The sequence below is a fragment of the Cellulomonas fimi genome (assembly GCF_028527925.1).
GTDB lineage: Bacteria > Actinomycetota > Actinomycetes > Actinomycetales > Cellulomonadaceae > Cellulomonas > Cellulomonas fimi_C.
The window spans coordinates 41,724-68,037 of sequence record NZ_JAPESW010000023.1 but is presented as its reverse complement, the minus strand read 5'-3'; the positions used below and the strand labels follow the sequence as shown (position 1 = coordinate 68,037).

Genomic DNA, 26,314 nt, shown 5'->3' with positions numbered 1-26,314 from the left:
GTCCTGGTCCGGACGGCCCGACGGCGCGTCACCGCCCACGCCGACCCGCACCCCGCAGGAGGCCCCATGAGCATCGACGTCTCGTTCCTCGGCGCGACGAGCCGCACCTCGGACGCGTCGGGCCAGAAGGGGCCGACCAAGGAGCTCGACAAGCAGGCGTTCCTCGACCTGCTCGTCGCCCAGCTGCGCAACCAGGACCCGTCGGCCCCGATGGACTCCTCGCAGCTCATGACCCAGACGACCCAGCTCTCCACGATGGAGTCCCTGGTCGCCCTGGCCGACACGCAGCGCGAGTCGTTCGCGCTGCAGATGCGGATGTCGGCAGCCCAGCTCGTCGGGCAGCAGATCACCTGGACCGACGCGGACGGTGCCGAGAAGTCGGGCGTCGTCTCCGCCGTGTCCTACGCGGGCCCCGTGCCCACCGTGCGGGTCGGTGACACGGACGTCACCCTCGACGCGGTCTCGGCGGTCACCTCCGCCACCAGCACTCCCGCCACCACCGCCTGACCCCGCGCAGCACCCCTGCCGAAAGGAACCACCGCCATGCTCCGCTCGCTCTTCTCCGGCATCTCCGGTCTGCGCGCCCACCAGACCCAGCTCGACGTCACGGGCAACAACATCGCGAACGTCAACACGACGGGCTTCAAGGCGTCGCAGACGCAGTTCCAGGACACGCTCAGCCAGATGCTCCAGAACGGCGCGGGCGCGCAGGACGGCGTCGGCGGCACGAACCCGGCGCAGGTCGGCCTGGGCGTGCGCGTCGCCGGCATCACCACGAACTTCACGCAGGGTGCGTCGCAGATGACGGGCCGCAGCACCGACATGATGATCCAGGGCGACGGCTTCTTCGTGGTCCGCAAGGGCACCGAGACGTACTACACGCGTGCCGGGTCGTTCGACTTCGACGCGACCGGCCAGATGGTGCTCCCCGGCGAGGGCGCGCTCGTGCAGGGCTGGGCGGCGGTGAACGGCGTCGTCGACACGAACGGCCCGCTCGTCGACCTGCGCGTCCCCGCCGGGACGCTCATGCCCGCGGTCGCGACGTCGACCGCGTCGTACGAGGGCAACCTCGACGCCGACGCGGCGGACGGCACGACGCTCAACCGCACGATCGACGTCTACGACGCGACGGGCGCGTCGCGCGAGCTGGAGCTCACGTTCACGAAGTCCGCGACGGGCTGGTCGCTGACGGCGACCGACGGCACCGCGACGGTCAACGCGGGCGCGATGACGTTCACCGCCGCGGGCGCGCTCACGACGCCGACGACGGTCACGGTCGGCGGCGTCGCGGTCGACCTGTCGACGATCACCGGCTTCTCGGGCATCGACTCGGTCAAGGCGCGCACCCAGAACGGCCAGGCGGCCGGCGTCCTGCAGTCGTTCGCGCTGGGCGCCGACGGCACCATCACGGGCGCATTCTCGAACGGTCTCAAGCAGACCATCGGGCGCCTCGCGATCGGCTCGTTCACCAACCCGTCGGGCCTGGAGAAGGCGGGCGGCTCGCTGTTCCGCACGTCGGTCAACTCGGGCGACGCGCAGGTCGGCGCGGCCGGCACGGGTGGCCGCGGCACGCTGGCCGGTGGGGCGCTGGAGATGTCGAACGTCGACCTGTCCAGCGAGTTCACCAGCCTGATCATCGCCCAGCGCGGCTTCCAGGCGAACAGCCGGGTGATCACGACGTCGGACGAGGTCCTGCAGGAGCTGGTCAACCTCAAGCGCTGACGCCGCGCGTCACGACGGCCCTGCACCTCCTCCACGGTGCGGGGCCGTCGCACTTCCCGGGCGCGTCCGGACGGTCGTCGCGTGCGCGTGCGGCGAGGCCCGGAGGGACCGTTCGCGGCGCGGGTCGGGGAGCGTCGAAGCGCGTGGTCGAAGCGTATCGACGTCCTCACGCCACGACTTAAGCGATTAGGCACCCGGCTTCCCCTCGCGTCGGTGCCGCGACGTCAGGTTTCCTCGTCGGGACCCCGAGCCACCCGACACCAGGGAGCCACCCCGCATGTCCACCCGCAGATCCGCCGCCGCGCTCCTCGCCGCCGCGGCCGTCGCCGTCGGCGGCCTCACCGCCGTCACGGCCAGCGCCGCGCAGGCCGCCGCCGGCTGCCGCGTCAGCTACGCCGTCTCCAGCCAGTGGCAGGGCGGCTTCGGCGCCAACGTCACGATCACCAACCTGGGCGACCCGGTCTCCTCGTGGAAGCTCGACTGGGCGTACCCCGCGGGCCAGAAGATCACGCAGCTGTGGAACGGCAACGTCACCACGAGCGGGTCGCAGGTCTCCGTCACCAACGTGTCGTGGAACGGCCAGATCGGGACCGGCGGCACCGCGTCGTTCGGCTTCAACGGCTCGTGGAGCGGCTCGAACCCCGTCCCGTCGTCCTTCAGCCTCAACGGCACCACCTGCACGGGCGGCACCGTCCCGACGTCCACGCCGACGGTCACGCCGACCCAGACGCCGACGCCCACCGTGACGCCCACGCCGACGCCGACCCCGACCACCACGGTCCCGCCGCAGCCGTCGGGCAGCTTCTACGTCGACACGGCGAACCAGTCGTACCGCGCGTGGCAGTCCGCGTCCGGCAACGACAAGACGCTGCTCGCGAAGATCGCCCTCACGCCGCAGGCGTACTGGGTCGGCAACTGGACCGAGGCGTCGAAGGCGCAGGCCGAGGTCGCGGACTACACCGGCCGCGCCGTCGCCGCGGGCAAGACGCCGACGCTCGTCGTCTACGCGATCCCCGGCCGTGACTGCGGCTCCTACTCGGGCGGCGGCGTCTCCGAGTCCGAGTACGCGCGCTGGATCGACACGATCGCGCAGGGCATCAAGGGCAACCCGATCGTCGTGCTCGAGCCCGACGCGCTCGCCCAGCTCGGCGACTGCTCCGGCCAGGGCGACCGCATCGGCTTCCTCAAGTACGCGGCGAAGTCGCTGACGCTCAAGGGCGCCAAGGTCTACATCGACGCGGGCCACTCGTCGTGGCTGTCGGTGGACACGGCCGTCAACCGGCTCAACCAGGTCGGCTTCGAGTACGCCGTGGGCTTCGCGCTCAACACGTCGAACTACCAGACGACGGCCGCGAGCAAGTCGTACGGCCAGCAGATCTCGCAGCGCCTCGGCGGCAAGGGCTTCGTCATCGACACCTCGCGCAACGGCAACGGCTCGAACGGCGAGTGGTGCAACCCGCGCGGCCGTGCGCTCGGCGAGAAGCCCACGTACGTCAACGACGGCTCCGGACTGGTCGCGCTGCTGTGGGTCAAGCTGCCGGGCGAGTCCGACGGCACGTGCAACGGCGGCCCCGCCGCCGGCCAGTGGTGGCAGGAGATGGCCCTGGAGCTGGCGCGCAACGCCAAGTGGTGAGCCGGCGCCCCACCTGAGCGGGCCCCCGACGAGCCCCGCGGACACCCTCGTCCGCGGGGCTCGTCCGTGCCCGGGGCCGGCGCGCGCGCAGAGGCGTCGAGGCGGGGGAGGATGGGCGGGTGCCACCCAGACGACGGACCTCGCCCGACGACGGACGCGCCGCGCTCGACGTGTGGCGCGCGGACCCGGCCGCGGTGCCCGTCGCGGCCCGCCGCACGGCGGTCCGCTTCACGCTCGAGGAGCTCGCCGACGTCGCGCCGGGGAACGCGGTCGAGGTGCGGGTCCCGCCCGACGGGGCGGTCCAGGCCGTCGAGGGTCCTCGTCACACCCGCGGCACCCCGCCCAACGTCGTCGAGACGGACCCCGCGACGTGGCTCGCGCTCGTCACCGGCGCCACGACCTGGGCGGACGCCGTCGCGGCCGGCGCGGTTCGCGCGTCGGGGGAGCGCGCGGACCTGTCGGCACTGCTTCCGCTGCAGGCCGCCCGCCGACGTGGCTGACGCGCCGCTGACCTAGGATCGCGGGGTGTCGTCCATCGTCCCCACCCCCGCCGAACCCGCGGACCGACCGGCGTCGGACGAGCCCGCTCCCTCGGACCCTGCCACGGCCCAGCCCGTGCCCTCGGACCCTGTCGGGGACGCGCAGCCCGCGGCCGGGGGCCTCGGCGCCTCCTCGGCGGCGGCCGCGCCCGCGGACCCGCGCCCGCTGACTCCCGGCAGCGACGACGAGCCCCCTGTGCCCTCGGAGGCGGAGCTCCTCGCAACGGCGCGGCCCGCGACCGTGCGCCGCGCCCCGAAGTACAGCGTCTTCATCGCCGCCGGGGCGATCGTCGGCATCGTCGTCGGTCTCGTGCTGGTGGCCGTGCTCAAGGACCCCCAGGTCGAGTGGATCGCGGACGGCACCGGGTTCGTGTGGTTCCTCGAGGGCGAGGGCGCGGTCCGCACGGTCACGGCCGTCGGCCTCGGCGTGCTCGGCGGGTTCGTCGGCGGAGCGCTGGCCGTGCTCGCCGACCGCCGCTCGCGCGACCCGTACGTCCGCCGCCGCTGACGGACCCCGGGCCGCAGCGGATGAGCGCGCACCGACCAGCCCTGCGGTTCCACCCGTCCGGACGCCGGGCGCCCCTGCGGGTGCGCGAGGGCGGTGTGCGACCATAGGGCCGTGGCCCCCCGCGCAGACGGACGACTGAACCACGACCTCCTCCCCGGCGAGAAAGGCCCGCAGGACGCCTGCGGCGTCTTCGGCGTCTGGGCACCGGGCGAGGAGGTCGCCAAGCTCACCTACTTCGGCCTCTACGCGCTGCAGCACCGCGGGCAGGAGTCCGCGGGCATCGCGACATCGAACGGCCAGCAGCTCCTCGTCTACAAGGACATGGGCCTCGTCTCCCAGGTCTTCGACGAGACCGCGCTGAACGCCCTGCAGGGGCACATCGCCATCGGGCACGCGCGCTACTCGACGACCGGCGGCTCGACGTGGGAGAACGCCCAGCCGACGCTCGGCGCGACCGCCGCCGGCACCGTCGCCCTCGGGCACAACGGCAACCTCACGAACTCCGCCGAGCTCGTCGACCTCGTCGCCGAGCGGTACGGCAGCCAGCGCCGCGGCGAGCTCGCGCGCGGCAACACCACCGACACGGCCCTCGTCACCGCGCTGCTCGCGGGGGACCCGGACCACACGCTCGAGGCCACCGCGCTCGAGGTCCTGCCCCGCCTGCGCGGTGCGTTCAGCCTCGTCTTCATGGACGAGCACACGCTCTACGCCGCGCGCGACCCGCAGGGCGTCCGCCCGCTCGTGCTCGGCCGGCTCGAGCGCGGCTGGGTCGTCGCGTCGGAGACGCCCGCGCTCGACATCGTGGGCGCGTCGTTCGTCCGCGAGGTCGAGCCGGGCGAGTTCATCGCGATCGACGCCGACGGCCTGCGCTCGACCAGGTTCGCGCCGGTCGACCGCGCGGGCTGCGTCTTCGAGTACGTCTACCTCGCGCGCCCCGACACGACCATCGCCGGCCGGTCCGTGCACGCCGCGCGCGTCGCGATGGGCCGCCGCCTCGCGGTCGAGCACCCGGTCGAGGCCGACCTCGTCATCCCGGTGCCCGAGTCCGGCACGCCCGCGGCCGTCGGCTTCGCGACCGAGTCCGGCATCCCGTTCGGGCAGGGCCTCACCAAGAACGCGTACGTCGGCCGGACGTTCATCCAGCCGTCGCAGACGCTGCGCCAGCTCGGCATCCGGCTCAAGCTCAACCCGCTGCGCGAGGTCATCCGCGGCAAGCGGCTCGTCGTCGTCGACGACTCGATCGTGCGTGGCAACACGCAGCGCGCGCTCGTGCGGATGCTCCGCGAGGCGGGCGCCGCGGAGGTGCACGTCCGGATCAGCTCGCCGCCCGTGAAGTGGCCGTGCTTCTACGGCATCGACTTCGCGAGCCGCGCCGAGCTCATCGCGAACGGCCTCGGCGTCGACGAGATCGCGGCGTCCCTCGGCGCCGACTCGCTCGGCTACATCTCCGAGGAGGGCATGGTCGAGGCGACCGAGCAGCCCCGCTCGCAGCTGTGCACCGCGTGCTTCTCGGGCCGCTACCCGATCGAGCTGCCGCCCGCCGACCGCCTCGGCAAGAACCTCCTCGAGCAGAACGAGCTGCCGCTCGGCGCGCCCGAGGACGGCCTGCTGACCATCGTCCCGTCGACCGGTGGCGCGACCGCCCTGGAGCACCCGTGAGCACCCCGCACGTCACCTACGCCGCCGCCGGCGTCGACACCGAGGCCGGCGACAAGGCCGTCGAGCTGATGAAGGACGCCGTGCGCGCGACGCACGGACCGCAGGTCCTCGGCGGTGTCGGCGGGTTCGCCGGGCTCTACGACGCGTCGCTCCTGACCCGCTACCGCCGCCCGCTGCTCGCGACGTCGACCGACGGCGTCGGCACCAAGGTCGCGATCGCGCAGGCGCTCGACGTGCACGACACGATCGGCTTCGACCTGGTCGGCATGGTCGTCGACGACATCGTCGTGGTCGGTGCGAAGCCGCTGTTCATGACGGACTACATCGCGACGGGCCGCGTCGTGCCCGAGCGCATCGCCGACATCGTGCGCGGCATCGCCGCGGCGTGCTCGGTCGCCGGCACCGCGCTCGTCGGCGGCGAGACCGCCGAGCACCCCGGTCTGCTGCGCCCCGACGAGTACGACGTCGCGGGAGCCGCGACGGGTGTCGTCGAGGCCGAAGAGCTGCTGGGTCCGGACCGCGTGCGCGCGGGCGACGTGCTCGTCGCGCTCGCGTCGAGCGGCCTGCACTCCAACGGCTACTCGCTGGTCCGCAAGGTCGTCGAGGTCGCCGGCTGGGGCCTCGAGCGCCACGTCGACGAGCTCGGTCGCACCCTCGGCGAGGAGCTCCTCGAGCCGACGCGCGTCTACGCGAGCGACGTCCTCGCGCTGATCGAGCGTGCCGGTGTCGCGGGGATCCACGCGTTCAGCCACGTCACGGGCGGCGGGCTTGCGTCGAACGTCGCGCGCGTCCTGCCGCGGGGCCTGGTCGCCGACGTCGACCGCGCCGGTTGGCAGCTGCCGCCCGTCTTCTCGCTCGTGCAGCAGCTCGGTGGTGTGCCGTGGCACGACCTCGAGGGCACGCTCAACCTGGGCGTCGGGATGGTGGCGGTCGTCGCGGCCGACGCCGTGGACGGCGTCCTCGCGCACACGTCGGAGCTCGGCCTGCCCGCCTGGGTGCTGGGCACCGTCCGGGACGCGGACCCGATGCGGGACGTCGCGGGCTCGCCGGACGTCGTCGCGGGGACCAAGGGGGTCGACGGGGGAGCCGTCCGCCTCTCGGGGACCTACCGCGTCTGACGCGCAGCCCGGGCGGACGGCGCACGCACACACCAACCGGCCGGTGACGCCATGAACGTCACCGGCCGGTGAGTGTGTGGTGAAGCGACCGCTGTGCCGCACCGTGCTGGTCGGCAGGGACGGGTCCGGGCGACGACGACCTCAGCGGGGCGGAGGGGTCACGCTCGGGGAGGCCGTCACGCCGACCCCACGACCTCAGCCGTCGTCGGACCAGCGACGGTAGTCGTCGTCCTCGTCCCGGGACCAGTCTCCAGTGTCGACGGCGCTGCCGCGACGCTCGGATCCCAGATCGTTGTGGCTCAGCGAGCCGAGCTCCTGCTCGAGGGCTCGGTAGTTGGTCTCGGGGCTGAAGTACTTCAGCTCCCGGGCCACCTTGGTCTGCTTCGCCTTCTGACGGCCGCGCCCCATGGCATCGACCCCCTCTAACGTGGATGCGGGGCGGCACCGTGCTCACACGTGCGGCCCCGGGGTGCTGAATCGTCTCTTCGTGGGGCAACGGTACATGGTCCCGCGCTATTCCGACCACTCGCGGACGAGCGACACACGTCACGTCGGGCGAACCGGTCGTGATGACCGATAAGTCGGGTTTAGGCTGACGGTACGGTTCGTGTAACGATGCATGATGAGAGTTGGATGAGAGTGATGCGGCATCCGTGACCAAACTGTGTCCCGGAATGCGTCATCTGACCGTTTCGTTCATGCTAGTGAGACAGCCCGCATCACCCGCACCACCGCACCACCGCGCTACCCGCGCACCGCACCAACCGCACCCGACGGGGCGGACCCGGCGCACGCCTCGGCCGCCCGCACGCTTGCCTCAGGAGGCAGCTGATGACCGCTCACCCCGCAGAGTCCGAGGCGCTGCTCACGCCGTCCGAGGTCGCGACGCTCTTCCGGGTCGACCCGAAGACCGTGACCCGCTGGGCGAAGGCCGGGAAGCTCTCCTCGATCCGCACGCTCGGTGGCCACCGCCGCTACCGGGAGTCCGAGGTGCGCGACCTGCTCAACGGCGTGCCTCAGCAGCACGCGTCGGACGACTGAGCTCGTCGACGACACCGAGGCGGGCGCTCCACCCGCCTGCCCTCCTCGCCGCCCCGTGCGGCACCTGACGCCGGCGCCCTGAGGGCGCCGACGTCCCTGTGTCCGGACCGGACACCGCCCGCCCCGCTCCGGCACGAGCCTCCGGGACGAGCGAGACGACAGCGGCCTCTGGGGCGACGACGACGTCGTGACCCGGCCGCCGATCCGCCATGGCCGCAGACTCCGGGGTTCGCTACGGCCGCACACCCCGGGATCCGCCACGGCCGCAGACTCCGGCACGAGCACCGCGACGAGACGCGGCCCGGCGACATCTCCGCACGACGACGACCGCGGCGCCGGTCGTGCGCGCCGCGGTCGTCGTCCGAGCGTGTGGTCAGCCCTTGCGGCGCAGGCCCGCCGCCGCGAGGAGCGCGACGACCGCCACCGCGCCGCCGATCACGGCGCGGGCACGCTTCTGCCGGTGCGGGTCGGCGTCCTTGGTCGTCGCGTCGGACCACAGCCGCTTGGTCCCGTCGACCGCGCTCTTCGCCTGCGCGCGCGGGTCGAGCCGGTCGGCGAGCGCGTCGACGGTCGCGGCGAGCTCGGCCCGCGTGCGTGCGACCTCGCTCTCGGCCTCGACCATGCGCGGCGTGGTGATCGCCGGCTTGTCGTCGTTCGCGTCCTTCTTCGTGGTCTGGTCGCTCACGCGTTCCACCCCGCCTTCACGGCCTCGAGGTCCTCGTGCACGTTCTCGATCGCGCGTTCCGGCGTCGGGGGCGACCCGCGCTTGACCAGCCGGATGCCGATCAGCGCCAGCACGATCGTCACGATCAGCAGGAGCACCGTGACGATGAGCGCCGCGAGCCACGCGTCCATGACGGTCGACAGGCCGAGGATCGCGGTCGCGATCGCCGTGGCCAGCACGTAGAGCGCGAGGATGCCCGCGGCGGCCAGCAGACCGGCGCCGATCCCGAGCTGCTGCGCCTTGGCCTGGATCTCGGCCTTCGCGAGGTCGAGCTCGGCGCGGACCAACCGGGACGTCTGCTCGCTCAGGTCGCTCACGAGCTGACCGATGCTCCGGGGCTCGCCCGTCGGTCCTGCCTGCGTGGTCATGGTGACGCCCTCTCGTCGCTCGTCGCCCGGCGTCCGGTGACCGGGACTCCCAGTGTGCAAGCGCAGGTGGCGGGCCGCATCCGAGCGGCGTCGACGAGCGACCGCGCGGGCGGGTCGTCGACGCCGCGGGGCGGTCAGTCGGACCAGGGGTGGACCTGCTCCTCGGCGGGGTGCGACACCTCGTGCGCGCGGGTCACGCTCATGGCGGGACCCTTCGGCAGCCGCGACCGGGCCCATGCCGCGAGCCCGCCGGCGACGATGATGAGAGCCGCGCCGACCAGGAGTGCTGCGAGCCACAGCTCGACGACGTGCGCGAGGCCGACGACGGCGGCCGTGACGAACAGGGCGAGGCCGAAGAACGTGAGCAGCGCGGCGGCGCCGAAGCCGATCGCGGACGGCCGCACCTGCACGGCACGCGCGCGCACGCTCGCGCTGACGGCGTCGATCTCCGCCTGGATCGCCTCACGGACCCGGTCCTCCGCCTGCCCGATCTTCTCGCGGGCGATGTCGGCGAACGGTTCGGTGAAGCGCTCGAAGAACGGCTTGCGCGGGCGCTCGGGTCCGGTGCTGCTCACGGGTTCCTCCGTCGGCGGGACAGTGCGGTGCGCCTCCCAGCCTAGGCGGGTGCGCGCCGGTCGGCCGGGATCATCGGCCCAGGTCATACCGCCCGGACATGCACGAAGGCCCCCTGGTGATCCAGGGGGCCTTCGTCGCGGTGGCTCCGACCGGCGTCGATCCGGTGACCTTTCGATTTTCAGTCGAACGCTCTACCAACTGAGCTACAGAGCCTCGGAACGAGAACGCCGGTCCGAGGACCGGCGCTTCGAGCGACCCCGACGGGACTTGAACCCGCGACCTCCGCCGTGACAGGGCGGCGCGCTAACCAACTGCGCTACGGGGCCTTGGTGGAACAAGGCCTTGCTGTACTGCTTCACTGCACCTGCTCGTACCCCCAACGGGATTCGAACCCGTGCTACCGCCGTGAAAGGGCGGGGTCCTAGGCCGCTAGACGATGGGGGCGTGTCCCGCCCCTGACGACGAGGCGCCGGATGACCGGAGACGAGCATACGGGAGCGGGGGCCCGAACTCCAAAAGCGGTGTGGTCGCCGGTCGTCGTCGGGCGACCGCAGCGCGGTGAGCAGGCAGGATGGTCCCGTGGTGGAGATGTCGCGCGACGAGTTCGAGGACGCCGTCCGTGACGCGCTCGACGAGATCCCGCCTGAGCTGGCCCGCCTGATCGACAACGTCGTCGTGCTCGTCGAGGACGAGGGGCCGCCGGACGAGCCCGAGCTGCTGGGCCTCTACGAGGGCACGCCGCTCACCGAGCGCGGCGAGTGGTGGGCCGCCGGCTCGCTGCCCGACCGCATCACGATCTACCGCAACCCGACGCTCGCGATCTGCGAGGACCGGGACGAGGTCGTCGAGGAGGTCGCGGTGACCGTCGTGCACGAGGTCGCGCACCACTTCGGCATCGACGACGACCGGCTGCACGAGCTCGGCTGGGGCTGAGCGGCGTCGGCGCCGGCGGCTAGGGTCGGCGCATGGTCGCCGTCGGGATCGTGCTGCTGCCCCAGGACCGCTGGTCACACGCGAAGGAGCGGTGGCTCCGGGCGGAGGAGTGGGGCTTCGACCACGCGTGGACGTACGACCACCTCGCGTGGCGCACGCTCGCCGACGGGCCGTGGTTCGCGACCGTCCCGCTGCTGTCGGCCGCCGCCGCGGTCACGGAGCGGATCCAGCTCGGCACGTTCGTCGCGTCGCCGAACTTCCGGCACCCGGTCCCGTTCGCGAAGGACGTGCTCGGGCTCGACGACGTGTCGGGCGGGCGGTTCCTGCTCGGGATCGGCGCGGGCGGCGAGGGGTTCGACGCGGCCGTCACGGGGGAGCCGTGGTCGCGCGGTGAGCGGACGCGGCGGTACGAGGAGTTCGTCGGGCTGCTGGACCGGCTGCTGACGCAGCCGTCGACCGAGTTCACGGGCGAGTTCTACGAGGCGCACGACGCGCGCATGATCCCCGGCACGATCGCGCAGCCGCGGGTGCCGTTCCTCATGGCCGCGGCGGGGCCGCGCACGATGGCGCTCGCGGCACGGCTCGGGCAGGGGTGGGTGACGTACGGGCCGACGTACGACACCGAGGGTGCCGAGGGCGACCCCGCGGGCGCGCAGGAGCGGTGGTGGAGCGGGCTCGCGGACGTGTCGGCGCAGATGGACGCCGTCGAGGCCGCGCACGGGCGCGACGGGGTCGCCGCACCGCGGCTGCGCCGGTACCTCAGCCTCGACGGCGCGCCCGTGTTCTCGCTGACGTCGCTCGACCTGGCCGTCGAGGGTGTCGAGCGTGCGGCGGCGCTCGGGTTCACCGACGTGATCGTGCACTGGCCGCGGCCCGACGGTGTCTACGCGGGCAGCGAGTCCGTCCTCGAGGCGTTCGCGGCGCGGCTCCCGGAGCTGCAGGCGCTGCCCGTCGCGACCCGCTGACGTCGGTCGCGTCGGACGCCCGTCGCGACCCGCCGACGCCCGTCGCCTCGGTCGCCGCCGCGACGCGCCGACCTCCCCCGCGTGGGGCGTCAGTGCGCCTGGCGGGCCTCCCACGCGCTCGCGACCATGTCGCGCAGCGTGTGCGTCATGCGCCAGCCCAGGTCGCGTGCCGCGAGCTCGCCCGACGCGACGATGCGCGCGGGGTCGCCGGGCCGCCGGGGGGCGACCTCGGGCTCGAACGGGATGCCGGTGACCTCGGCCATCGCGGTCATGATCTGGCGCACCGAGACGCCGTCGCCCGAGCCGAGGTTGTAGACGGGCTCGAGCGGGCTGCCGTCGGCGAGCGCGCGGGCGGCGGCGACGTGCGCGTCGGCGAGGTCGGCGACGTGGATGTAGTCGCGGACGCAGGTGCCGTCGGGCGTGGGGTAGTCGGCGCCGTTGATGCGCGGCGTGCGGCCCGAGGTCAGGGCGTCGAGGACCAGCGGGAACAGGTTGTGCGGGCTGGTGTCGTAGAGGTCAGGGGTGCCGGAGCCGACGACGTTGAAGTACCGCAGGGACGTGTGCCGCAGGCCGGTCGCGACGCCCTGGTCGCGCAGCAGCCACTCGCCGATGAGCTTGGACTCGCCGTAGGGCGACTCTGGGTTGGTCGCGGTCTCCTCGGTGACGAGGTCGACGTCGGGCGTGCCGTAGACGGCGGCGGACGACGAGAACACGATCGCGCCGACGCCCTGCGCCGCCATGGCCTCGAGCAGGTGGGCGGTCCCGGTGACGTTCTGCTCGTAGGTGTGCAGCGGGCGCTGCACGGAGACGCCGGCGTACTTGAACCCGGCGAGGTGCACGACGCCCTGCACGTCGTGGGCCGCGAGCGTGCGGGCGACGAGGTCGGTGTCGAGGATCGAGCCCTCGACGAACGGGACGTCGACCGGGACGAACCTGCGGTGGCCGCTGGACAGGTCGTCGAGGACGACGGGCGGGATGCCCGCGTGCTGGAAGGCCCGCACCACGTGCGCCCCGATGTACCCGGCCCCACCCGTCACCATCCACGTCATGGCGCCTACGCTACCCCACCGTCTGTTGGAGTGTGTTCGATCCTGGTGATATCTGATCGAAAAACTTGTGGCCCGCGGGTGCATCCAGACGGGTCGTTCGACGGGAATACCCGTCGTACTCGTGCATCCGCCCGGTGGCGCCGCGGCGAATGCTCAGTACGCTGACCATTCCGTCGGGGACCGTGCCCACGATCGCCAGCGGCCGCACCGAAGAAACCGGGAGGGCACGTGGAGGAGGGCGACCTTGCCGTCGCCGGCGGGAGCCTGCGCTCGACCGCCGAGCTCGCACTCGCCGTCGAGGACGTCACCGCGCGAGCCGACGCAGCACTGCGGGACCTGCTCGTCGAGCGCGCTGCCCGCGCCGGCCGGCACGCCGTCGAGGCACGCACGCTCTGGGAGGACCTGAGCGGCACGCTCGGGGGCAAGCTGCTGCGCCCCCGGCTCGTCGCCGCCGCGTACCTCGGGCTCGGCGGTCGCGTGTCGTCGGTCGTCGTCCCCGTCGCGGCCGCGCACGAGGCGCTGCACGTCGCGATGCTCGCGCACGACGACGTCCTCGACCACGACGACCGCCGCCGCGGTCGGCTCAACGCGGGCGGCGCCGCCCGGGAGCGCGCGCGCACCGCGGGGCTGCCCGAGCACGTCGCCGACGAGCGCGCGCTCGCCGCCGGCCTGCTCGCGGGCGACCTCGCGCTCACGACCGCGTTCCGCCTGCTCGCGCGCACGCCCGTCCCCGGCGACCTGCGCGAGCACCTCGCCGACCTGCTCGCCGACGGGATCGAGACCGCGGTCGCGGGCGAGCTGCTCGACGTCGTCTCCGAGTCGCTCGCGCCGCGCGACGTCGACGCGCTGCTCGTCGCCGCGCTCAAGACCGCCGAGTACACGTGCCGGTCCCCGCTCGCGTCCGGGGCCGCGCTCGCGGGGGCCGACCTCGACGTGCGGCGGCGGCTCGACGACGTCGGCGTCGCCCTGGGCCTCGCGTTCCAGCTCGCGGACGACGACCTCGGCGTGTTCGGCGACCCGGCCGCGACGGGCAAGTCGACGCTGTCCGACCTGCGCCGCGGCAAGCGCACCGAGCTGCTGCGCCTCGCCTACGCGGGCGCGGGCCGGACCGGCCGCGCGGTGCTCGACCGGTACGTCGGGCAGCCCGACCTCGACGAGCGCGACGCCGAGCTCGTGCGCACCGTCATGGTCGACTCCGGGGCGCTCGCGGCCATGCGCCTGCTCGTCGAGCGCACCGCCGACACCGCCCGCGCGCACGCCGCCCAGCTGCCGCAGCCGCTGGGCGACTACCTCGTCGGTGTGGTCGACGACCTGGCCGGACGGGGACACTGATGACCGTGGACCAGTCCCGCGACACCGCGCGCCCCGACGCGCGCGCCGCCCACGCGCGTTCCGTCCGGCTCTACGACGCCACCGCCGGCCGCACGAGCGCGCTCGTGCTGTCCGCGTACTCGACGTCGTTCGGCATGGGCGCACGGCTGCTGGGGACGCGCGCGCACCGCGACATCGAGGCCGTCTACGCGCTCGTCCGGCTCGCCGACGAGGTCGTCGACACGTTCCAGGGGCCGACCGCGGCCGACGAGCTCGACGAGCTCGAGGCGCAGACGATCCGCGCGCTGCGGACCGGCTACTCGACCAACCTCGTCGTGCACGCCTTCGCGCGGACCGCGCGACGCGTCGGCATCACGACCGCCGAGACCGAGCCGTTCTTCGCCTCGATGCGCGCCGACCTCACCGTCGAGGAGCACGACCGCGAGAGCTTCGACCGGTACGTGTACGGGTCGGCGGAGGTCGTCGGGCTCATGTGCCTGCGGGTGTTCCTCAACGCGGACCGCACCCCGGACTCACCGCTCGTGGAACCCGACGACGAGCAGGTCGCGGGTGCCCGCGCGCTCGGCGCCGCGTTCCAGAAGATCAACTTCCTGCGCGACCTCGGCGTCGACGCGGGCGAGCTCGGCCGGACGTACTTCCCCGGGACCGAGCGCGGGCGGCTGTCGGAGGCGCAGCGCGCCGCCGTGCTGGACGAGATCGCGCACGACGTCGCCGTCGCGCGCGCCGCCCTGCCGCGCCTGCCCGGGCGGTCGCGGTACGCGGTCGCGGCGACGCTCGCGCTGTACGACCGGCTGCTCGACGACCTCGCGGCCCAGCCGGTCGACACGCTGGTGCGGGCGCGGGCCAGCGTGCCGGCGCCGGTGAAGGCGCGGGTCGTCGCGACGGCGGTCGCGCGCGAGTGGTGGGACGTGCGACGCGGAGGTCAGAAGGCGTGACGACGACGGCACCGCGCACCCGTTCGACGGGTGCGCCCGCACCCCGTGCCTCCGGACGCGACGGCGGCCCCGGCGGGCGCGTCGTCGTCGTCGGCGGGGGCATCGGCGGACTCATGACGGCCGCGTTGCTCGCCCGCGGGGGAGCGCACGTCACGTTGCTCGAGCGGCACGACCGCGTCGGCGGCCGCATGGGCACGCTCGAGCTCGACGGGTTCCGGTTCGACACCGGGCCGTCCTGGTACTTCATGCCCGAGGTGTTCGCCCACGCGTTCGCGCTTCTCGGCGAGCGCGTCGAGGACCACCTCGACCTCGTGCGGCTCGACCCGGCGTACCGGCTGTTCACCGAGCCCGAGGTCCCCGGCGGGCCGGCCGGCGGCTTCGACCTGAGCGGTGACCCGGCGACCAACTGGGCCACGTTCGAGGCGCTCGAGCCGGGTGCGGGCGAGGCCGTGCGGCGGTACGCCGAGGAGGCGTCGACGGCGTACCGGACCGCGCTCGACCACTTCCTGTGGACCACGTTCCAGCGGCCCGACCGGTTGCTGTCGGCACCCGTCGTGCGGCGCGCCGGGACCCTCGTCGACCTGCTCACGCACACGCTCGCGGAGAAGATCGAGAAGACCGTCGAGCACCCCGTGCTGCGGCAGGCGCTCGGCTACCACGCGGTGTTCCTCGGGTCGTCGCCGTACCGCGTGCCCGCGCTGTACTCGCTCATGAGCCACCTCGACCTCGTCGACGGCGTGCAGTACCCGCGCGGCGGCATGTACACGGTCATCGAGGCGCTCGAACGGCTCGCCGTGCGCGAGGGCGTCGAGATCCGGACGGGTGCCGACGTCGTCGCGATCGAGGTCGACGACGTGCCCTGGTCCGCCCGGGCCCCGCGGCGCACCGGCGTCGCGCGCGGCGTGCGGCTCGCGGGCGGGGAGCTCGTCGAGGCGGACGTCGTCGTCTCGGGCGCCGACCGGCACCACACCGAGACCGCGCTGCTCGAGCCGCGGCACAGCGACCACCCCGCCGCGTCGTGGGAACGGCACGGGCCCGGCATCTCCGCGCTGCTCGTCATGGCGGGTGTGCGCGGCGCGCTCCCCGAGCTCGCGCACCACTCGCTGTTCTTCACGCGCGACTGGCCGGGCAACTTCGACGACATCCTCGGCTCCGGACGGTCGACCGCGCCCGCCGACCTGCGGGTGCCCGACGTCGCGTCCGTGTACGCGTCGCGCACCACCGCGACCGACCCGTCCGCGGCTCCACCCGGGCACGAGAACCTGTTCCTCCTCGTCCCGTTCCCTGCCGACGCGTCGCTCGGCGACGGCCCGCCCGGCAGCCCCGAGCGCGACGCCGTCGAGCGGTACGCCGACCGGTTCCTCGACCAGGTCGGCGCGTGGGCCGGCGTGCCCGACCTGCGGGGACGCGTCGTGACACGGCACGTCGTCGCCCCGGCCGACTTCGCGCGCGACCTGTCCGCGTGGCGCGGGACCGCGCTCGGCATGGAGCACACGCTCGCGCAGAGCGCGATGTTCCGGCCCGGCGACGCGTCCGCGCGCGTGGCCAACCTGCTGCACGTCGGCGGGGGGACGATCCCCGGCGTCGGGCTGCCGATGTGCCTCATCAGCGCCGAGCTCGTCGCGAAGCGCCTGCTGGGCGAGACGTCGACGCGCCCGCTGCCCGCCCCCCTGCGCCGCGGGTTCCTCGACGCGGCGCGCCCGGCCGGGCTGTGGTCCGGCGTACGGTCGGGCGCATGACGGGACTCGCCTACCTGGGGGCGCTGCTGGTGTCCCTCGGTGGCCTCGCGCTGCTCGACCGGCGGTTCCGCCTCGCGTTCTGGGACGACGCGCGACGCGCCGCGTGGACCGTCGGGATCGGCGTCGGCGCGTTCCTGCTCTGGGACGTCGCCGGGCTGCTGCTCGGCATCTTCGCGCGCGGGGACTCGCCGCACATGACCGGCATCCTGCTCGCGCCGGAGCTGCCGGTCGAGGAGGTCTTCTTCCTCACGCTGCTCTGCTACGTCGCGCTGCTCGCGTGGCGGTGGTTCGACCGGACCGCGTCGCTGCGCGCGGCCGGCGCTCGGGCGCTGCGCGACGCGCAGCGCGGATCGGGGACGCCGGGCGCGACGGGTGGCTCGGGCCGGGACGGGGGCGTCCCGTGACGAACATCGTGCTGAACGTCGCCGTCCTCGTCGTGCTGCTCGCGGTGTCGTGGCCGACGCTGCGACGGCTGCGCGGGTGGCCCGTCGTCTGGACCGTCGTGCACCTGTGCGTGCTGACCGCGGTGTTCGACACGCTCATGATCGCCGCCGACCTGTACGTGTACGACCCCGACAAGATCCTCGGCGTGTACGTCGTCGGGGCACCGCTCGAGGACTTCGCGTACGCGATCGCCGCGGCCGTCGGGATGCCGGTGCTGTGGACGGTGCTGGGTCGACGGCGGCGCACGTCGTCCGCCGGCGACGTGCCGGGCGGGTCGGCCGGCGAGGGGGTCGGGTGAAGGAGGTCCTCGCCGCGTCGCGGCCGTTCTCCTGGATCAACACCGCCTACCCGTTCGCCGCGGGCTACCTCATGGCGACGCAGGGGCGCATCGACGTGACGCTCGTCGTCGGGACGCTGTTCTTCCTCGTGCCGTACAACCTGCTGATGTACGGCGTGAACGACGTGTTCGACTACGCGTCCGACCTGCGCAACCCGCGCAAGGGCGGGATCGAGGGCGGTCTCGTCGCCCCCGAGCGGGCGCGTGCCGTGCACCGGCGGATCCTGTGGGCGAGCGCGCTCTCCGTCGTGCCGTTCGTCGTCTACCTCGTCGCCGTCGGGTCGGTCGTCGCGACGGTCGTGCTCGCGGTCGTGCTGTTCCTCGTCGTCGCCTACTCCGCTCCGGTGCTGCGGTTCAAGGAGCGGCCGTTCCTCGACTCGTTCACGTCTGCGATGCACTTCGTCGGGCCGCTCCTCTACGCGCTCGTGCTCGTGTCCGCCGACCTGTCCGCGCCCACCGTGTGGCCCGTGCTCGTGGCGTTCGTGCTGTGGGGCATGGCGTCGCACGCGTTCGGGGCGGTGCAGGACGTGCGCGCGGACCGCGAGGGCGGGATCTCGTCCGTCGCGACCGTCCTCGGCGCCCACCCGACCGTCGTGCTCGCGACGCTCGCCTACGTCGCCGCCGCGGCTGTGCTGCTCGTCGTGCCGTGGCCCGGCGTGCTCGCCGCCGTGCTGCCGCTGCCGTACGCCGTGTCGACCGCGATGTTCTGGCGCGTCACCGACGACGACTGCGAGCGCGCCAACGCCGGCTGGCGGAGGTTCCTGTGGCTCAACCTCGTCACCGGCTTCCTGGTGACGATGCTGCTCATCGCGATCGCCCGCACCTGACGCGCGGTCGACGACGGCGGGCGGGTCGTGGTCGGCCGTCGCCGTCCGTGGTCGCGGGTCGAGCCCGGTCGCGCGTGGCGTCAGGCCGTCGTCAGCGGGCCCGACTCCGGCAGCTCCGCGTCCGCGTCGAAGGCCGGGGCCAGCAGCTGCGTGACCGTCGCCCACCCGCGCGCGAGCATTCCCGCGTCGGTGTCGGGCTCGCGCGTGATCTCGACGTCCGAGTAGGTCAGCTGCAGGTGGCCGTGCTCGAGCTCGTGGATCCGCGCCTGCACCGCGCCGAACGACGCGAGCGGCGCCTTGCGCAGCCCGCGCACCTGCTCGACCGGCAGGTCCGGGACGTTGAGGTTGAGGACGCGGTCGCCCGGGCAGTGCGCGACCACCCAGTCGAGCACCGGCCGAGCGAACGCGCCCGCCGTCTCCCAGTGCCGCGGCTCGTGGTAGGCGATCGACACCGCGAGTCCCTTGATGCCATGGGTGGCGCCCGACAACGCGGCGCCGACGGTGCCCGAGTGCAGCACCGCGTGCCCGGTGTTGGCTCCCCGGTTCACGCCCGACAGGACCACGTCCGGCTTCGGCCCGAACCCGCCGTACGCCGCGACGAACGCGATCAGCCCCGGCGCGGCGCGCACCGCGAATGACGGGATCCCCTCCGGCAGGCCCGGCGACGGCTTCGACGCGACGATGAGCCGCCCGTCCTGCTCCGCGCCGAGCAGCGACGCGCTCGCGCCCGACGACTCCCGCGCGGGCGCCGCGACCACCACGTCGTGCCCCGCGTCCGCCGCCATGACCGCGAGCGTCGTGAGCCCGGGGGAGTCGATCCCGTCGTCGTTCGTCACCAGCACCCGCATGGGCCACCTCTCGTCGGTCCGGTCGTCCCGCCGCCACGGTCGACCGCGCGCTCGTCTCGTCGGCTCGCCGACCGCGTCGCCTCGTCGGCCCCCGCCGTCCGTCAATCGGACCCGACCCGACGCCGACCCGCCACCCGACCCGACGCCGACCCGCACCCGACCCGACGGAGATCCGACGCCGGCCGCGACCCGACCCGAGGACGCGACCGCGGAGTGCGGCTGTCTTCTCCGCTCCGCGGCGGTGCGGTCGGGGACGTCCCTGGCGGGCGGGACGGGCGACGTCGCGCGCGACCCGCGACCGGCGACCGGCGACGAACACAACGTTGCGGGCGGTTGCGGGCCGGTACACCGACGCGATGTTGTGCTCGGCAGGTTCGCTCGGACCCGGTGCGGTGACGCGCCTCAGGGCGACTCGTCGGCCGGGCGCACGACGACGCGGCGGGCGAAGCGCTCGATCTGCTCGCGGCGGCCGGTGCCCAGGCCGCGACGCGTCACGTTGAGGGCGCCCGCCGCGGCGCCCAGCCGGACCGCCTCCGCGAGGGCCAGGCCGCGACCGAGCCCCACGGCGATGCCCGCCGTCATCGAGTCGCCCGCGCCGCGGTGGTCGACCACGGTGATCGGCGGCGGCGACACCTCGCGCACCTCCTTGGCGGTGACGATCAGCACCGGCTCGCCCGCGCGCGACACGACGACGGCCTCGAGCCCGCGGTCGACGAGTCGTCGGGCGCCGTCGCGCAGGTCGTCGAGGCTGTCGGAATCGGCGAAGCCGCCCTCGAGGAGCTCCTCGTGGCTGATCTTGAGCACCGCGCCCCCGGCATCCGCGAACGCGGCCGCGGCCCGTCCCGACAGGTCGGCGACGACCGTCTGCCCGGCGGCGCGCAGGTCGCCCGCGAGGCGCCCGACGACGGCAGCGGGGAGGATCCGCGGCGGGTCCGCACCCGTGAGGACGGTGATGTCGGCGTCCATCGCCTCGACGAGGACCGTCCCGTAGAGGTCGTCGAGCTCGTGCCGGTCGAGCGGGTGCGGCGGTGTCTCGGCGATCTCCCGACGGTCGCCGTCGCGGCGGTCGTGCACGTAGGCGCCGTTCCCGCCGGCGTACGCGGTCGGCCGGACGCGCAGCCGCTCGACCTCCGCGAGGTGCGCGAGCACCGTGCCCGTCTCGCCGCCGAACGGTCCGCAGACGACGACCTCCGCACCGAGCGAGACCGCCATGCGACCGACCCACAGCCCCTGTCCGCCGGCGTGCACGTGGACCTCGGGGTGCGACTCCTCGCTGGTCGGCGGCTCGATCGTCACCGTGAGCAGCGGGGTCGGTGCGAGCACGCACACGCGCGGCCCTGCGGACGGGGCCGCGGTCCGGTCGTGCGCTGCTGGCATGCGTCGAGTGTGGTGGCGCGCAGGACGCGACGCCAGACCCGTGGGCGGTCCGAGGTCAGGCCTTGTCGGGCGCGCGCCCCCGGACCTCGTCGGCGGCGAAGCGGACGTGCGACGCGGCGAGCTTCGCGCGGGCCGCCGCCCCGAGGTCGACGCCGAGGACGTCCGCCAGGCAGACGAGGTAGATGAGCACGTCCGCCATCTCCTCACCCGCGCGGGCCTTGCGCTCCGGCACCGCGAACGTCGCGACGGCGTCGTCGGCGCGGACCCACTGGAAGAGCTCGGCGAGCTCGCCGACCTCACCGACGAGCGCGAGGATCACGGACTTCGGGTCGTGGAACTGCTGCCAGTCCCGCTCCGCCGAGAACTCCCGGACCAGGCGGGTGAGCTCGGCGATCTCGCGTTCGTCCGTCGTCACGGCGCCAGCCTGGCACGCCCGTCGAGAGCGGGGGAGGGGCAGCCCGTCACGCCGGCGGTGTGAACTGGCTCGCGGTGAACACCGCACCCTGTGGGTCGCGCACGGTCACCGTCCGGGTCCAGTCGGAGTCGTCGGTACCCAGGAGCGTGCCGCCGTGCCGCTCGGCGAGCGCGGCGGTCGCGTCACGGTCGGCGACGGCGAACGTCACGTGCCAGTGCGGCGGCTCGTCCGGTGCCGACGGGACGAGCCAGCCGATCGCGTCGGCGAACCCCGGCGGTGCGGAGACGGAGTCCTGTCGCTCGTGGATGCCGGGGTCGACGGTCGCGGCGAGGTGGTCGCCGTAGCCGGGCACGCGGATCATCGTCCCGAAGCCGAGGTCGCTGAGCTCCCACCCGAACGCGTGCACGTACAGGTCACGCGCGGACGCGGGGTCCGGCGTGTGCAGGTCGCTGAAGTTCCACGTCCCCGGAGCGTTGGTGATCTGCGCCCCCAGCCGGCGACGGGCATGCCACAGCCGAAGTCCCGCGCCCTGCGCGTCGGTGAACGCAGCCCACGTGCCGCCCTCGCCCGCGAGGGTGGGACCGGTCGTGACCGTGCCGCCGGCGGCCTCGATCCGCGCGAGCGCCGCCTGGACGTCGTCGACCGCGACGTACGTCTGCCACGACGGGTCGCTCGCGGGGGTGCCGGTCGGCGCGGCCGGGCCACCGATGCCCGCGGCGTCCTTCCCGTCGACCTGCGCGATGACGTACCGGACCGGGGCGCCCGGCGGCGTCGCGTCGTGGAAGGTCCAGCCGAGGACCGCTCCGTAGAACCGGGTGGCGGCCTCGACGTCGTCCTGCTCGACGTCCACCCACGACGTCACGCCGGCTGGATAGGTGCGCTGCACGATCGTCCCCTCACGTCCGTCCGTCGTCGGTCGCGCCCCGCGCGGGTCGTCCGCGAGCGGTCCTCGGCCGTGCCGCGCGGTGCGCGGAGCCGACGTTACGGCCGAGCACCCACACGAACGAGTGGCTCGGGTCTCACTCCTTCGGGTGATCCCTTCGCCCGGTCGGCCGACCCGAGCAACCGTTTGCCTCAGGATCGGTGACACGTGTCCGTGGGAGCGGTCTCAGGGCCTGTGACCAGCGTCAACGCACGGAAGACAGGTGGCTGACCTGCGGGCCCGCACCCCTGCGCAGCGGAGGGCAGGGCGACGCCGGCATGGGCGCGACATCGTTGACCGCCCTTCCGGGCCGTCGCTACTGTCGCAAGTGAACCATTAGTGAGTGATCTTTACAAATCGCCCGGTTCCACCCTTCCCCCAGGAGGCCACATGCGTCCCCGGTTCCACCGACCCTCACGCCGCCGACGGGCGCTCGCCGTGACGGCGATCGCCGCCGTCACCGGCGTCGTCGCCGCGCTCGTCGCCGCAAGCCTGCCCACCGCCGCCACCGCCGCCGGCTCGCTCACCGCCACGTTCACCGCGACCAGCGACTGGGGCAGCGGTCACGAGGTGTCCGTGAAGGTCAACAACGGCACCACCGCGACGATCCCGACGTGGACCCTCGAGTTCGACCTGCCCAGCGGCGTGCAGATCACGAGCTTGTGGGACGCCGACGTGACCCGCACCGGCAACCACTACCGCGTCACCGGCAAGAGCTGGGCCGGCGCGCTGGCACCGGGCGCCACCCAGTCGTGGGGCTACATCGCCTCCGGCGCGTTCAAGGCGCCGACCGGCTGCACCGTCAACGGCGGGTCGTGTACCGGCGGGCCTGGGCCGTCGCCGACCAGCCCGACGCCCACCCCCACGACCCCGAAGCCGACGCCCACCACGCCGACGCCGACCCCGACCGACCCCGGCACGCCGTCGGGCCAGAAGGTCGTCGGCTACTTCGCCGAGTGGGGCGTCTACGGCCGCAACTACCACGTGAAGAACATCGACACGAGCGGCTCCGCGTCGAAGCTGACGCACATCCTCTACGCGTTCGGGAACACCACGGGCGGCCGCTGCACCATCGGCGACTCCTACGCCGACTACGACAAGGCCTACACGGCGGCCGACAGCGTCGACGGCGTCGCCGACACGTGGGACCAGCCGTTGCGCGGCAGCTTCAACCAGCTGCGTGAGCTCAAGAAGAAGTACCCGCACCTCAAGGTCATCTGGTCGTTCGGCGGCTGGACCTGGTCCGGCGGCTTCACGCAGGCCGCCCAGAACCCGGCCGCCTTCGCCGAGTCGTGCTACAACCTCGTCGAGGACCCGCGCTGGGCCGACGTGTTCGACGGCATCGACGTCGACTGGGAGTACCCGAACGCGTGCGGTCTGACCTGCGACAGCAGCGGCCCGCAGGCCTTCAACAACGTGGTGACCGCGCTGCGGAACAAGTTCGGTTCCAAGGCGCTCGTCACCGCCGCGATCACCGCGGACGGCAGCAACGGCGGCAAGATCGACGCCACCGACTACGCCACCGCGGCGCAGAAGCTCGACTGGATCATGCCCATGACGTACGACTACTTCGGCGCGTTCAACCCGCAGGGCCCGACCGCCCCGCACTCGCCGCTGACGTCGTACCCGGGCATCCCGCAGGCCGGCTTCAACTCCGCCGACGCGGTCGCGAAGCTCAAGGCGAAGGGCGTCCCGTCGAGCAAGATCCTGCTCGGCATCGGCTTCTACGGCCGCGGCTGGAACGGTGTCACGCAGACCGCCCCCGGCGGCTCCGCGACCGGCCCCGCCCCCGGCACGTACGAGCAGGGCATCGAGGACTACAAGGTCCTCAAGAACCGCTGCCCGGCCACCGGCACCGTCGGCGGGACGGCGTACGCCAAGTGCGGCAGCGAGTGGTGGAGCTACGACACCCCGTCGACCATCAACGGGAAGATGTCGTGGGCCAAGAGCCAGGGCCTCGGCGGCGCCTTCTTCTGGGAGCTGTCGGGTGACACCACGAACGGCGAGCTCATCACGGCCATCAACAACGGCCTGAAGTAGCGCGCGCCGGCGCGGCGACGCGGCCCCGGACCCCTCCACTCTCCTCGGGTCCGGGGCCTCGTCGTGTCCGCCGACCGGCGTGTGCCGATGGGTTGCGGAGCGCCCCGCCGACGGTCGACCGCTGACGTCAGCCTGGACCGCTGGATCCGCCTCAGGGTCACCCGGGCTCGCGACTCCTCGGGCTCAGCAGTCGTCGGGCTTCGGGATGTCGGTGCAGAGGTCGTCGACCAGTCGCGATCTGCGCTCGACGACCTCGAAGGGTGCGCTCGTCGTCGACGTCTGCGCCGTGCCCGTCACCGGGTACCAGGTGTCGTCGCCCGCGATCCGGTAGCGGCCCGACCACTCGGTCGTCAGCGTCACCTGGTAGCTGCCGGTCGTCTCGTAGACGCGGAACGTGTCGTGATCGGGGTAGGCGTGCCCCGCCGACCGGGTCCACAGGTCGGTGCCGTCGCCGAAGTCGTAGTGGAACCGCTCCGGGCGCGCGATCACCTCGACGTCGTACCCGGCGAGGTCCGTCTGGAACGCCTGCTCGACGCGCTCGGTCCGGACGATCGTCTCCTTGTTGACCAGCACCCACCCCCGATCCGGCTGCAGGATCAGCACGGGCGGTGCCAACGGCAGCCGCCGAAAGTCCTCGACGGTGAACGCGGGCCGGAGGTCACCGCATCCACCGGCATCAATCTGCTGCCAAGGGCTCCAGCCCACCGGACCGATGGGGATCCGGCGCCAGAGAGGCAGCTGGTATGCCTCGCCACCACAGTCGACGATCAGGGCTTCGTCGATCCCGGTTGGGCACGAACCGTCTTCACCGCCTTTCACCCACCTGCCCGCGGCCTCGCGACAGGCGGCCGCTCGCTGATACTCCGGGTGTCGGCCCGGTTGAGCAGCCGCAACGCCTCTGGCTCGCGCAGCGGCAGCAACCGCACGTTGACTCGCGAGGTCGATGGCTTCACGGGAGCCGGACGTGCCGCCGTGGTGCCGGAAGTCCCGGCCTGGCTCCGAGATTGCAGTGCTTGCAAGGATCGTGGCCGCCGAGAGTGCAACGGCGACGACGCCGAGTCGCTCGATCATGACGGCGTGAGGCTGCCGGGCTCCATGACGTCGACCGCGTCCACTTGCCAGCCGTCGGTCCAGCTGAGCGCAAAGTAGAGGTCGGACTTGCTCTCCGGATCCTGAACGACGACCTCACCGGTTGCCGAGCGACGCGTCGACGCGTGCTGCTTCACCCGCAAGGTCGCGGTGTACCACTCGGATGGAGAGATCTCGACGCCGTCGGCGTACTCGATGACCGTCCCTCCGCCCTCCTCGGTCTCGCCAGCGGCGTGGCTCTGGTTGATGTCACTGATCGCCGAACGACAGAAGCCGCAGGCGTCGCTCGACAGGCGGTCGAGCTCACCCGTGTCGCCCGTGGCATAGGCGTAGTCGTACACGCCGACGAAGTACTCAGCTGCTGCCGCAGCGCCGTCCGCGCTCGGGGTATCCATCGCGGGATCGCGGTCGGGGGGCGCGTCCAGGCCGGGCGGCGCCGTCGGGCTGGAGGTCGCGGCCGATGAACCCGTCGGACTTGACGTGGTCGAGCCGTCATCCGACGGGTTGCCCGTCGTGCATGAGGTGATGGACGGGACAGCGGCCAGAAGTGCGATGGCGAACGCCCCCTGCGCGGTTCGTCGTCGAAGCATGGGCGCGAAACTACCGAAACCGGACAGGTGGCGGTGGGCTCGGCTCGAATCTGTGGACAAGCTATCGCCGCGTCAGGGGAGCGGGCCGGGACCTCGAAGGTACGGGCGGCGGCCCGAGCGCGCAGCGATCGGGCATGTCGGCGGCCGGGCGTAGCGTCCGGCGCATGGCCATCGCCCGATACCCCGGTCTCGTCATCGACTGCCCCGACCCGCCGGCGCTCGCGCGGTTCTACGGGGAGCTCCTCGGATGGGAGGTGTCCGGCGACGAGGGCTGGGCGGAGATCCGCGAGGGGAGCGACCAGTGCATCTCGTTCCAGCGGGTCGACCCGTACACGCCGCCGCAGTGGCCTGGTCAGGAGGTGCCGCAGCAGATGCATCTCGACGTGATGGTGCAGGACCTCGACGCCGCCGAGCCGCAGGTGCTGGCGCTCGGCGCGACGAAGGCCGAGCACCAGCCGGGGGAGACGTTCCGCGTGTTCCTCGACCCCGCGGGCCATCCGTTCTGCCTCTGCGTGAGCTGACGCGACGTCCTCCGGCGCTGCGTCGCTCCCGGCGAGGCTGACGCAGCGCTTCGACGCGCCGTC

29 protein-coding genes and 3 tRNA genes are annotated in these 26,314 nt (G+C 73.3%); 18 read left to right on the top strand and 14 right to left on the bottom strand.

Annotated elements, in window-relative coordinates; translation table 11 throughout:
• Nucleotides 1–66: 66 nt before the first annotated feature.
• From OMK64_RS12315 to purM, 7 genes are all read left to right on the top strand, one after another.
• On the top strand, nt 67–507 hold the full coding sequence (locus OMK64_RS12315; RefSeq protein WP_272728669.1) for a flagellar hook assembly protein FlgD: 441 nt from the start codon (nt 67–69) through the stop codon (nt 505–507).
• A 36-nt stretch (nt 508–543) separates the two neighbouring features.
• Nucleotides 544–1,722: a flagellar hook protein FlgE gene (locus tag OMK64_RS12310; protein ID WP_272728668.1), complete on the top strand. Its 1,179-nt coding sequence runs from the start codon at nt 544–546 to the stop codon at nt 1,720–1,722.
• Nucleotides 1,723–1,999: 277 nt separating this feature from the next.
• Nucleotides 2,000–3,355 carry a glycoside hydrolase family 6 protein gene (locus OMK64_RS12305; RefSeq protein WP_272728667.1) on the top strand — a complete coding sequence of 452 codons (1,356 nt, stop codon included), beginning with the start codon at nt 2,000–2,002 and terminating at the stop codon, nt 3,353–3,355.
• Nucleotides 3,356–3,474: 119 nt separating this feature from the next.
• Complete coding sequence (locus OMK64_RS12300; protein ID WP_272728666.1) at nt 3,475–3,855, top strand: sterol carrier family protein; 381 nt, start codon at nt 3,475–3,477, stop codon at nt 3,853–3,855.
• Nucleotides 3,856–3,880: 25 nt separating this feature from the next.
• Nucleotides 3,881–4,402 carry a histidine kinase gene (locus OMK64_RS12295; protein ID WP_272728665.1) on the top strand — a complete coding sequence of 174 codons (522 nt, stop codon included), beginning with the start codon at nt 3,881–3,883 and terminating at the stop codon, nt 4,400–4,402.
• Nucleotides 4,403–4,513: 111 nt separating this feature from the next.
• Complete coding sequence (purF, locus tag OMK64_RS12290; protein ID WP_272728664.1) at nt 4,514–6,061, top strand: amidophosphoribosyltransferase; 1,548 nt, start codon at nt 4,514–4,516, stop codon at nt 6,059–6,061.
• Nucleotides 6,058–7,179: a phosphoribosylformylglycinamidine cyclo-ligase gene (gene purM, locus OMK64_RS12285; protein WP_272728663.1), complete on the top strand. Its 1,122-nt coding sequence runs from the start codon at nt 6,058–6,060 to the stop codon at nt 7,177–7,179. Before purF ends, purM begins: the two co-directional genes overlap by 4 nt.
• Nucleotides 7,180–7,374: 195 nt before the next feature.
• Here the strand turns inward: purM and OMK64_RS12280 are convergent, their stop codons facing one another.
• The gene (locus OMK64_RS12280) at nt 7,375–7,587 is read right to left on the bottom strand and encodes a DUF3073 domain-containing protein (RefSeq protein WP_124343037.1); all 213 of its coding nucleotides are present in this window, start codon (nt 7,585–7,587) and stop codon (nt 7,375–7,377) included.
• Nucleotides 7,588–8,010: 423 nt separating this feature from the next.
• Here OMK64_RS12280 and OMK64_RS12275 point away from each other — a divergent pair, with 423 nt between their 5' ends.
• Nucleotides 8,011–8,220 (top strand): BldC family transcriptional regulator, encoded by a 210-nt coding sequence (locus OMK64_RS12275; protein ID WP_124343038.1) that lies wholly within the window; start codon nt 8,011–8,013, stop codon nt 8,218–8,220.
• Nucleotides 8,221–8,593: 373 nt separating this feature from the next.
• Here OMK64_RS12275 and OMK64_RS12270 read toward each other — a convergent pair whose 3' ends face one another.
• From OMK64_RS12270 to OMK64_RS12245, 6 genes are all read right to left on the bottom strand, one after another.
• Nucleotides 8,594–8,905 carry a DUF3618 domain-containing protein gene (locus OMK64_RS12270; RefSeq protein WP_272728662.1) on the bottom strand — a complete coding sequence of 104 codons (312 nt, stop codon included), beginning with the start codon at nt 8,903–8,905 and terminating at the stop codon, nt 8,594–8,596.
• On the bottom strand, nt 8,902–9,312 hold the full coding sequence (locus OMK64_RS12265; RefSeq protein ID WP_272728661.1) for a phage holin family protein: 411 nt from the start codon (nt 9,310–9,312) through the stop codon (nt 8,902–8,904). Before OMK64_RS12265 ends, OMK64_RS12270 begins: the two co-directional genes overlap by 4 nt.
• A 134-nt stretch (nt 9,313–9,446) precedes the next feature.
• The gene (locus OMK64_RS12260) at nt 9,447–9,887 is read right to left on the bottom strand and encodes a phage holin family protein (protein WP_272728660.1); all 441 of its coding nucleotides are present in this window, start codon (nt 9,885–9,887) and stop codon (nt 9,447–9,449) included.
• Nucleotides 9,888–10,028: 141 nt separating this feature from the next.
• A tRNA-Phe gene (locus tag OMK64_RS12255) sits at nt 10,029–10,101 on the bottom strand.
• Between the two features lie 39 nt (nt 10,102–10,140).
• Nucleotides 10,141–10,214: transfer RNA gene (locus OMK64_RS12250), tRNA-Asp, on the bottom strand.
• A 45-nt stretch (nt 10,215–10,259) separates the two neighbouring features.
• Nucleotides 10,260–10,332, bottom strand: a tRNA-Glu gene (locus OMK64_RS12245).
• A 144-nt stretch (nt 10,333–10,476) separates the two neighbouring features.
• Here OMK64_RS12245 and OMK64_RS12240 point away from each other — a divergent pair.
• Together OMK64_RS12240 and OMK64_RS12235 are read left to right on the top strand one after the other, a co-directional pair.
• Nucleotides 10,477–10,821: a metallopeptidase family protein gene (locus tag OMK64_RS12240; protein ID WP_168676881.1), complete on the top strand. Its 345-nt coding sequence runs from the start codon at nt 10,477–10,479 to the stop codon at nt 10,819–10,821.
• Between the two features lie 32 nt (nt 10,822–10,853).
• Nucleotides 10,854–11,786, top strand: a complete 933-nt coding sequence (locus OMK64_RS12235) for an LLM class flavin-dependent oxidoreductase (RefSeq protein ID WP_272728659.1) — start codon at nt 10,854–10,856, stop codon at nt 11,784–11,786.
• A gap of 89 nt (nt 11,787–11,875) precedes the next feature.
• Here the strand turns inward: OMK64_RS12235 and galE are convergent, their stop codons facing one another.
• Nucleotides 11,876–12,835 carry a UDP-glucose 4-epimerase GalE gene (gene galE, locus OMK64_RS12230; protein WP_272728658.1) on the bottom strand — a complete coding sequence of 320 codons (960 nt, stop codon included), beginning with the start codon at nt 12,833–12,835 and terminating at the stop codon, nt 11,876–11,878.
• A 228-nt stretch (nt 12,836–13,063) separates the two neighbouring features.
• Between galE and OMK64_RS12225 the strand changes: the two genes are divergently transcribed.
• The 6 genes from OMK64_RS12225 to OMK64_RS12200 are packed head-to-tail and all read left to right on the top strand — an operon-like array spanning nt 13,064 to nt 18,449.
• Nucleotides 13,064–14,167 carry a polyprenyl synthetase family protein gene (locus OMK64_RS12225; RefSeq protein WP_272728657.1) on the top strand — a complete coding sequence of 368 codons (1,104 nt, stop codon included), beginning with the start codon at nt 13,064–13,066 and terminating at the stop codon, nt 14,165–14,167.
• A gap of 5 nt (nt 14,168–14,172) precedes the next feature.
• The gene (locus OMK64_RS12220; protein ID WP_374694094.1) at nt 14,173–15,102 is read left to right on the top strand and encodes a phytoene/squalene synthase family protein; all 930 of its coding nucleotides are present in this window, start codon (nt 14,173–14,175) and stop codon (nt 15,100–15,102) included.
• A complete protein-coding gene (gene crtI, locus OMK64_RS12215) occupies nt 15,099–16,841 on the top strand; it encodes a phytoene desaturase family protein (RefSeq protein WP_374694093.1) in 1,743 nt (580 codons plus the stop codon). The genes OMK64_RS12220 and crtI overlap by 4 nt, the downstream gene beginning before the upstream one ends.
• Complete coding sequence (locus OMK64_RS12210) at nt 16,838–17,245, top strand: lycopene cyclase domain-containing protein (protein ID WP_272728655.1); 408 nt, start codon at nt 16,838–16,840, stop codon at nt 17,243–17,245. The genes crtI and OMK64_RS12210 overlap by 4 nt, the downstream gene beginning before the upstream one ends.
• Nucleotides 17,242–17,583 carry a lycopene cyclase domain-containing protein gene (locus OMK64_RS12205; RefSeq protein WP_272728654.1) on the top strand — a complete coding sequence of 114 codons (342 nt, stop codon included), beginning with the start codon at nt 17,242–17,244 and terminating at the stop codon, nt 17,581–17,583. The genes OMK64_RS12210 and OMK64_RS12205 overlap by 4 nt, the downstream gene beginning before the upstream one ends.
• Entirely contained in the window at nt 17,580–18,449 is an 870-nt protein-coding gene (locus OMK64_RS12200) for a prenyltransferase (RefSeq protein ID WP_272728653.1), read from the top strand. The genes OMK64_RS12205 and OMK64_RS12200 overlap by 4 nt, the downstream gene beginning before the upstream one ends.
• Before the next feature lie 80 nt (nt 18,450–18,529).
• On the opposite strand, the gene surE is transcribed toward OMK64_RS12200, so the two are convergent.
• The 4 genes from surE to OMK64_RS12180 form a co-directional block, all read right to left on the bottom strand.
• On the bottom strand, nt 18,530–19,297 hold the full coding sequence (gene surE / locus OMK64_RS12195) for a 5'/3'-nucleotidase SurE (RefSeq protein WP_272728652.1): 768 nt from the start codon (nt 19,295–19,297) through the stop codon (nt 18,530–18,532).
• Nucleotides 19,298–19,699: 402 nt separating this feature from the next.
• On the bottom strand, nt 19,700–20,674 hold the full coding sequence (locus OMK64_RS12190) for a 1-phosphofructokinase family hexose kinase (protein ID WP_272728651.1): 975 nt from the start codon (nt 20,672–20,674) through the stop codon (nt 19,700–19,702).
• Between the two features lie 55 nt (nt 20,675–20,729).
• The gene (locus tag OMK64_RS12185) at nt 20,730–21,089 is read right to left on the bottom strand and encodes a nucleotide pyrophosphohydrolase (RefSeq protein ID WP_272728650.1); all 360 of its coding nucleotides are present in this window, start codon (nt 21,087–21,089) and stop codon (nt 20,730–20,732) included.
• Between the two features lie 46 nt (nt 21,090–21,135).
• Nucleotides 21,136–21,951 carry a VOC family protein gene (locus OMK64_RS12180; protein WP_272728649.1) on the bottom strand — a complete coding sequence of 272 codons (816 nt, stop codon included), beginning with the start codon at nt 21,949–21,951 and terminating at the stop codon, nt 21,136–21,138.
• A gap of 450 nt (nt 21,952–22,401) precedes the next feature.
• Here OMK64_RS12180 and OMK64_RS12175 point away from each other — a divergent pair, with 450 nt between their 5' ends.
• Nucleotides 22,402–24,051, top strand: coding sequence for a glycosyl hydrolase family 18 protein (locus tag OMK64_RS12175; RefSeq protein WP_272728648.1), 1,650 nt, complete (start codon nt 22,402–22,404; stop codon nt 24,049–24,051).
• Between the two features lie 183 nt (nt 24,052–24,234).
• Here the strand turns inward: OMK64_RS12175 and OMK64_RS12170 are convergent, their stop codons facing one another.
• Nucleotides 24,235–25,122 (bottom strand): hypothetical protein, encoded by an 888-nt coding sequence (locus tag OMK64_RS12170; protein WP_272728647.1) that lies wholly within the window; start codon nt 25,120–25,122, stop codon nt 24,235–24,237.
• Nucleotides 25,119–25,730 (bottom strand): DUF6318 family protein, encoded by a 612-nt coding sequence (locus OMK64_RS12165; RefSeq protein WP_272728646.1) that lies wholly within the window; start codon nt 25,728–25,730, stop codon nt 25,119–25,121. The genes OMK64_RS12170 and OMK64_RS12165 overlap by 4 nt, the downstream gene beginning before the upstream one ends.
• Nucleotides 25,731–25,894: 164 nt before the next feature.
• On the opposite strand from OMK64_RS12165, the gene OMK64_RS12160 reads away from it, so the two are divergent.
• Complete coding sequence (locus OMK64_RS12160) at nt 25,895–26,251, top strand: VOC family protein (RefSeq protein WP_272728645.1); 357 nt, start codon at nt 25,895–25,897, stop codon at nt 26,249–26,251.
• Nucleotides 26,252–26,314 lie beyond the last annotated feature (63 nt).

What these genes read in the sequence shown, in the direction of transcription:
- OMK64_RS12315 (WP_272728669.1), top strand. Translation starts at nt 67, where the DNA reads ATGAGCATCGACGTCTCGTTCCTCGGCGCGACGAGCCGCACCTCGGAC.
- OMK64_RS12310 (WP_272728668.1), top strand. Translation starts at nt 544, where the DNA reads ATGCTCCGCTCGCTCTTCTCCGGCATCTCCGGTCTGCGCGCCCACCAG.
- OMK64_RS12305 (WP_272728667.1), top strand. Translation starts at nt 2,000, where the DNA reads ATGTCCACCCGCAGATCCGCCGCCGCGCTCCTCGCCGCCGCGGCCGTC.
- OMK64_RS12280 (WP_124343037.1), bottom strand. Translation starts at nt 7,587, where the DNA reads ATGGGGCGCGGCCGTCAGAAGGCGAAGCAGACCAAGGTGGCCCGGGAG.
- OMK64_RS12275 (WP_124343038.1), top strand. Translation starts at nt 8,011, where the DNA reads ATGACCGCTCACCCCGCAGAGTCCGAGGCGCTGCTCACGCCGTCCGAG.
- OMK64_RS12265 (WP_272728661.1), bottom strand. Translation starts at nt 9,312, where the DNA reads ATGACCACGCAGGCAGGACCGACGGGCGAGCCCCGGAGCATCGGTCAG.
- OMK64_RS12240 (WP_168676881.1), top strand. Translation starts at nt 10,477, where the DNA reads ATGTCGCGCGACGAGTTCGAGGACGCCGTCCGTGACGCGCTCGACGAG.
- OMK64_RS12235 (WP_272728659.1), top strand. Translation starts at nt 10,854, where the DNA reads ATGGTCGCCGTCGGGATCGTGCTGCTGCCCCAGGACCGCTGGTCACAC.
- galE (WP_272728658.1), bottom strand. Translation starts at nt 12,835, where the DNA reads ATGACGTGGATGGTGACGGGTGGGGCCGGGTACATCGGGGCGCACGTG.
- OMK64_RS12210 (WP_272728655.1), top strand. Translation starts at nt 16,838, where the DNA reads ATGACGGGACTCGCCTACCTGGGGGCGCTGCTGGTGTCCCTCGGTGGC.
- surE (WP_272728652.1), bottom strand. Translation starts at nt 19,297, where the DNA reads ATGCGGGTGCTGGTGACGAACGACGACGGGATCGACTCCCCCGGGCTC.
- OMK64_RS12190 (WP_272728651.1), bottom strand. Translation starts at nt 20,674, where the DNA reads ATGCCAGCAGCGCACGACCGGACCGCGGCCCCGTCCGCAGGGCCGCGC.
- OMK64_RS12175 (WP_272728648.1), top strand. Translation starts at nt 22,402, where the DNA reads ATGCGTCCCCGGTTCCACCGACCCTCACGCCGCCGACGGGCGCTCGCC.
- OMK64_RS12170 (WP_272728647.1), bottom strand. Translation starts at nt 25,122, where the DNA reads ATGATCGAGCGACTCGGCGTCGTCGCCGTTGCACTCTCGGCGGCCACG.
- OMK64_RS12165 (WP_272728646.1), bottom strand. Translation starts at nt 25,730, where the DNA reads ATGCTTCGACGACGAACCGCGCAGGGGGCGTTCGCCATCGCACTTCTG.
- OMK64_RS12160 (WP_272728645.1), top strand. Translation starts at nt 25,895, where the DNA reads ATGGCCATCGCCCGATACCCCGGTCTCGTCATCGACTGCCCCGACCCG.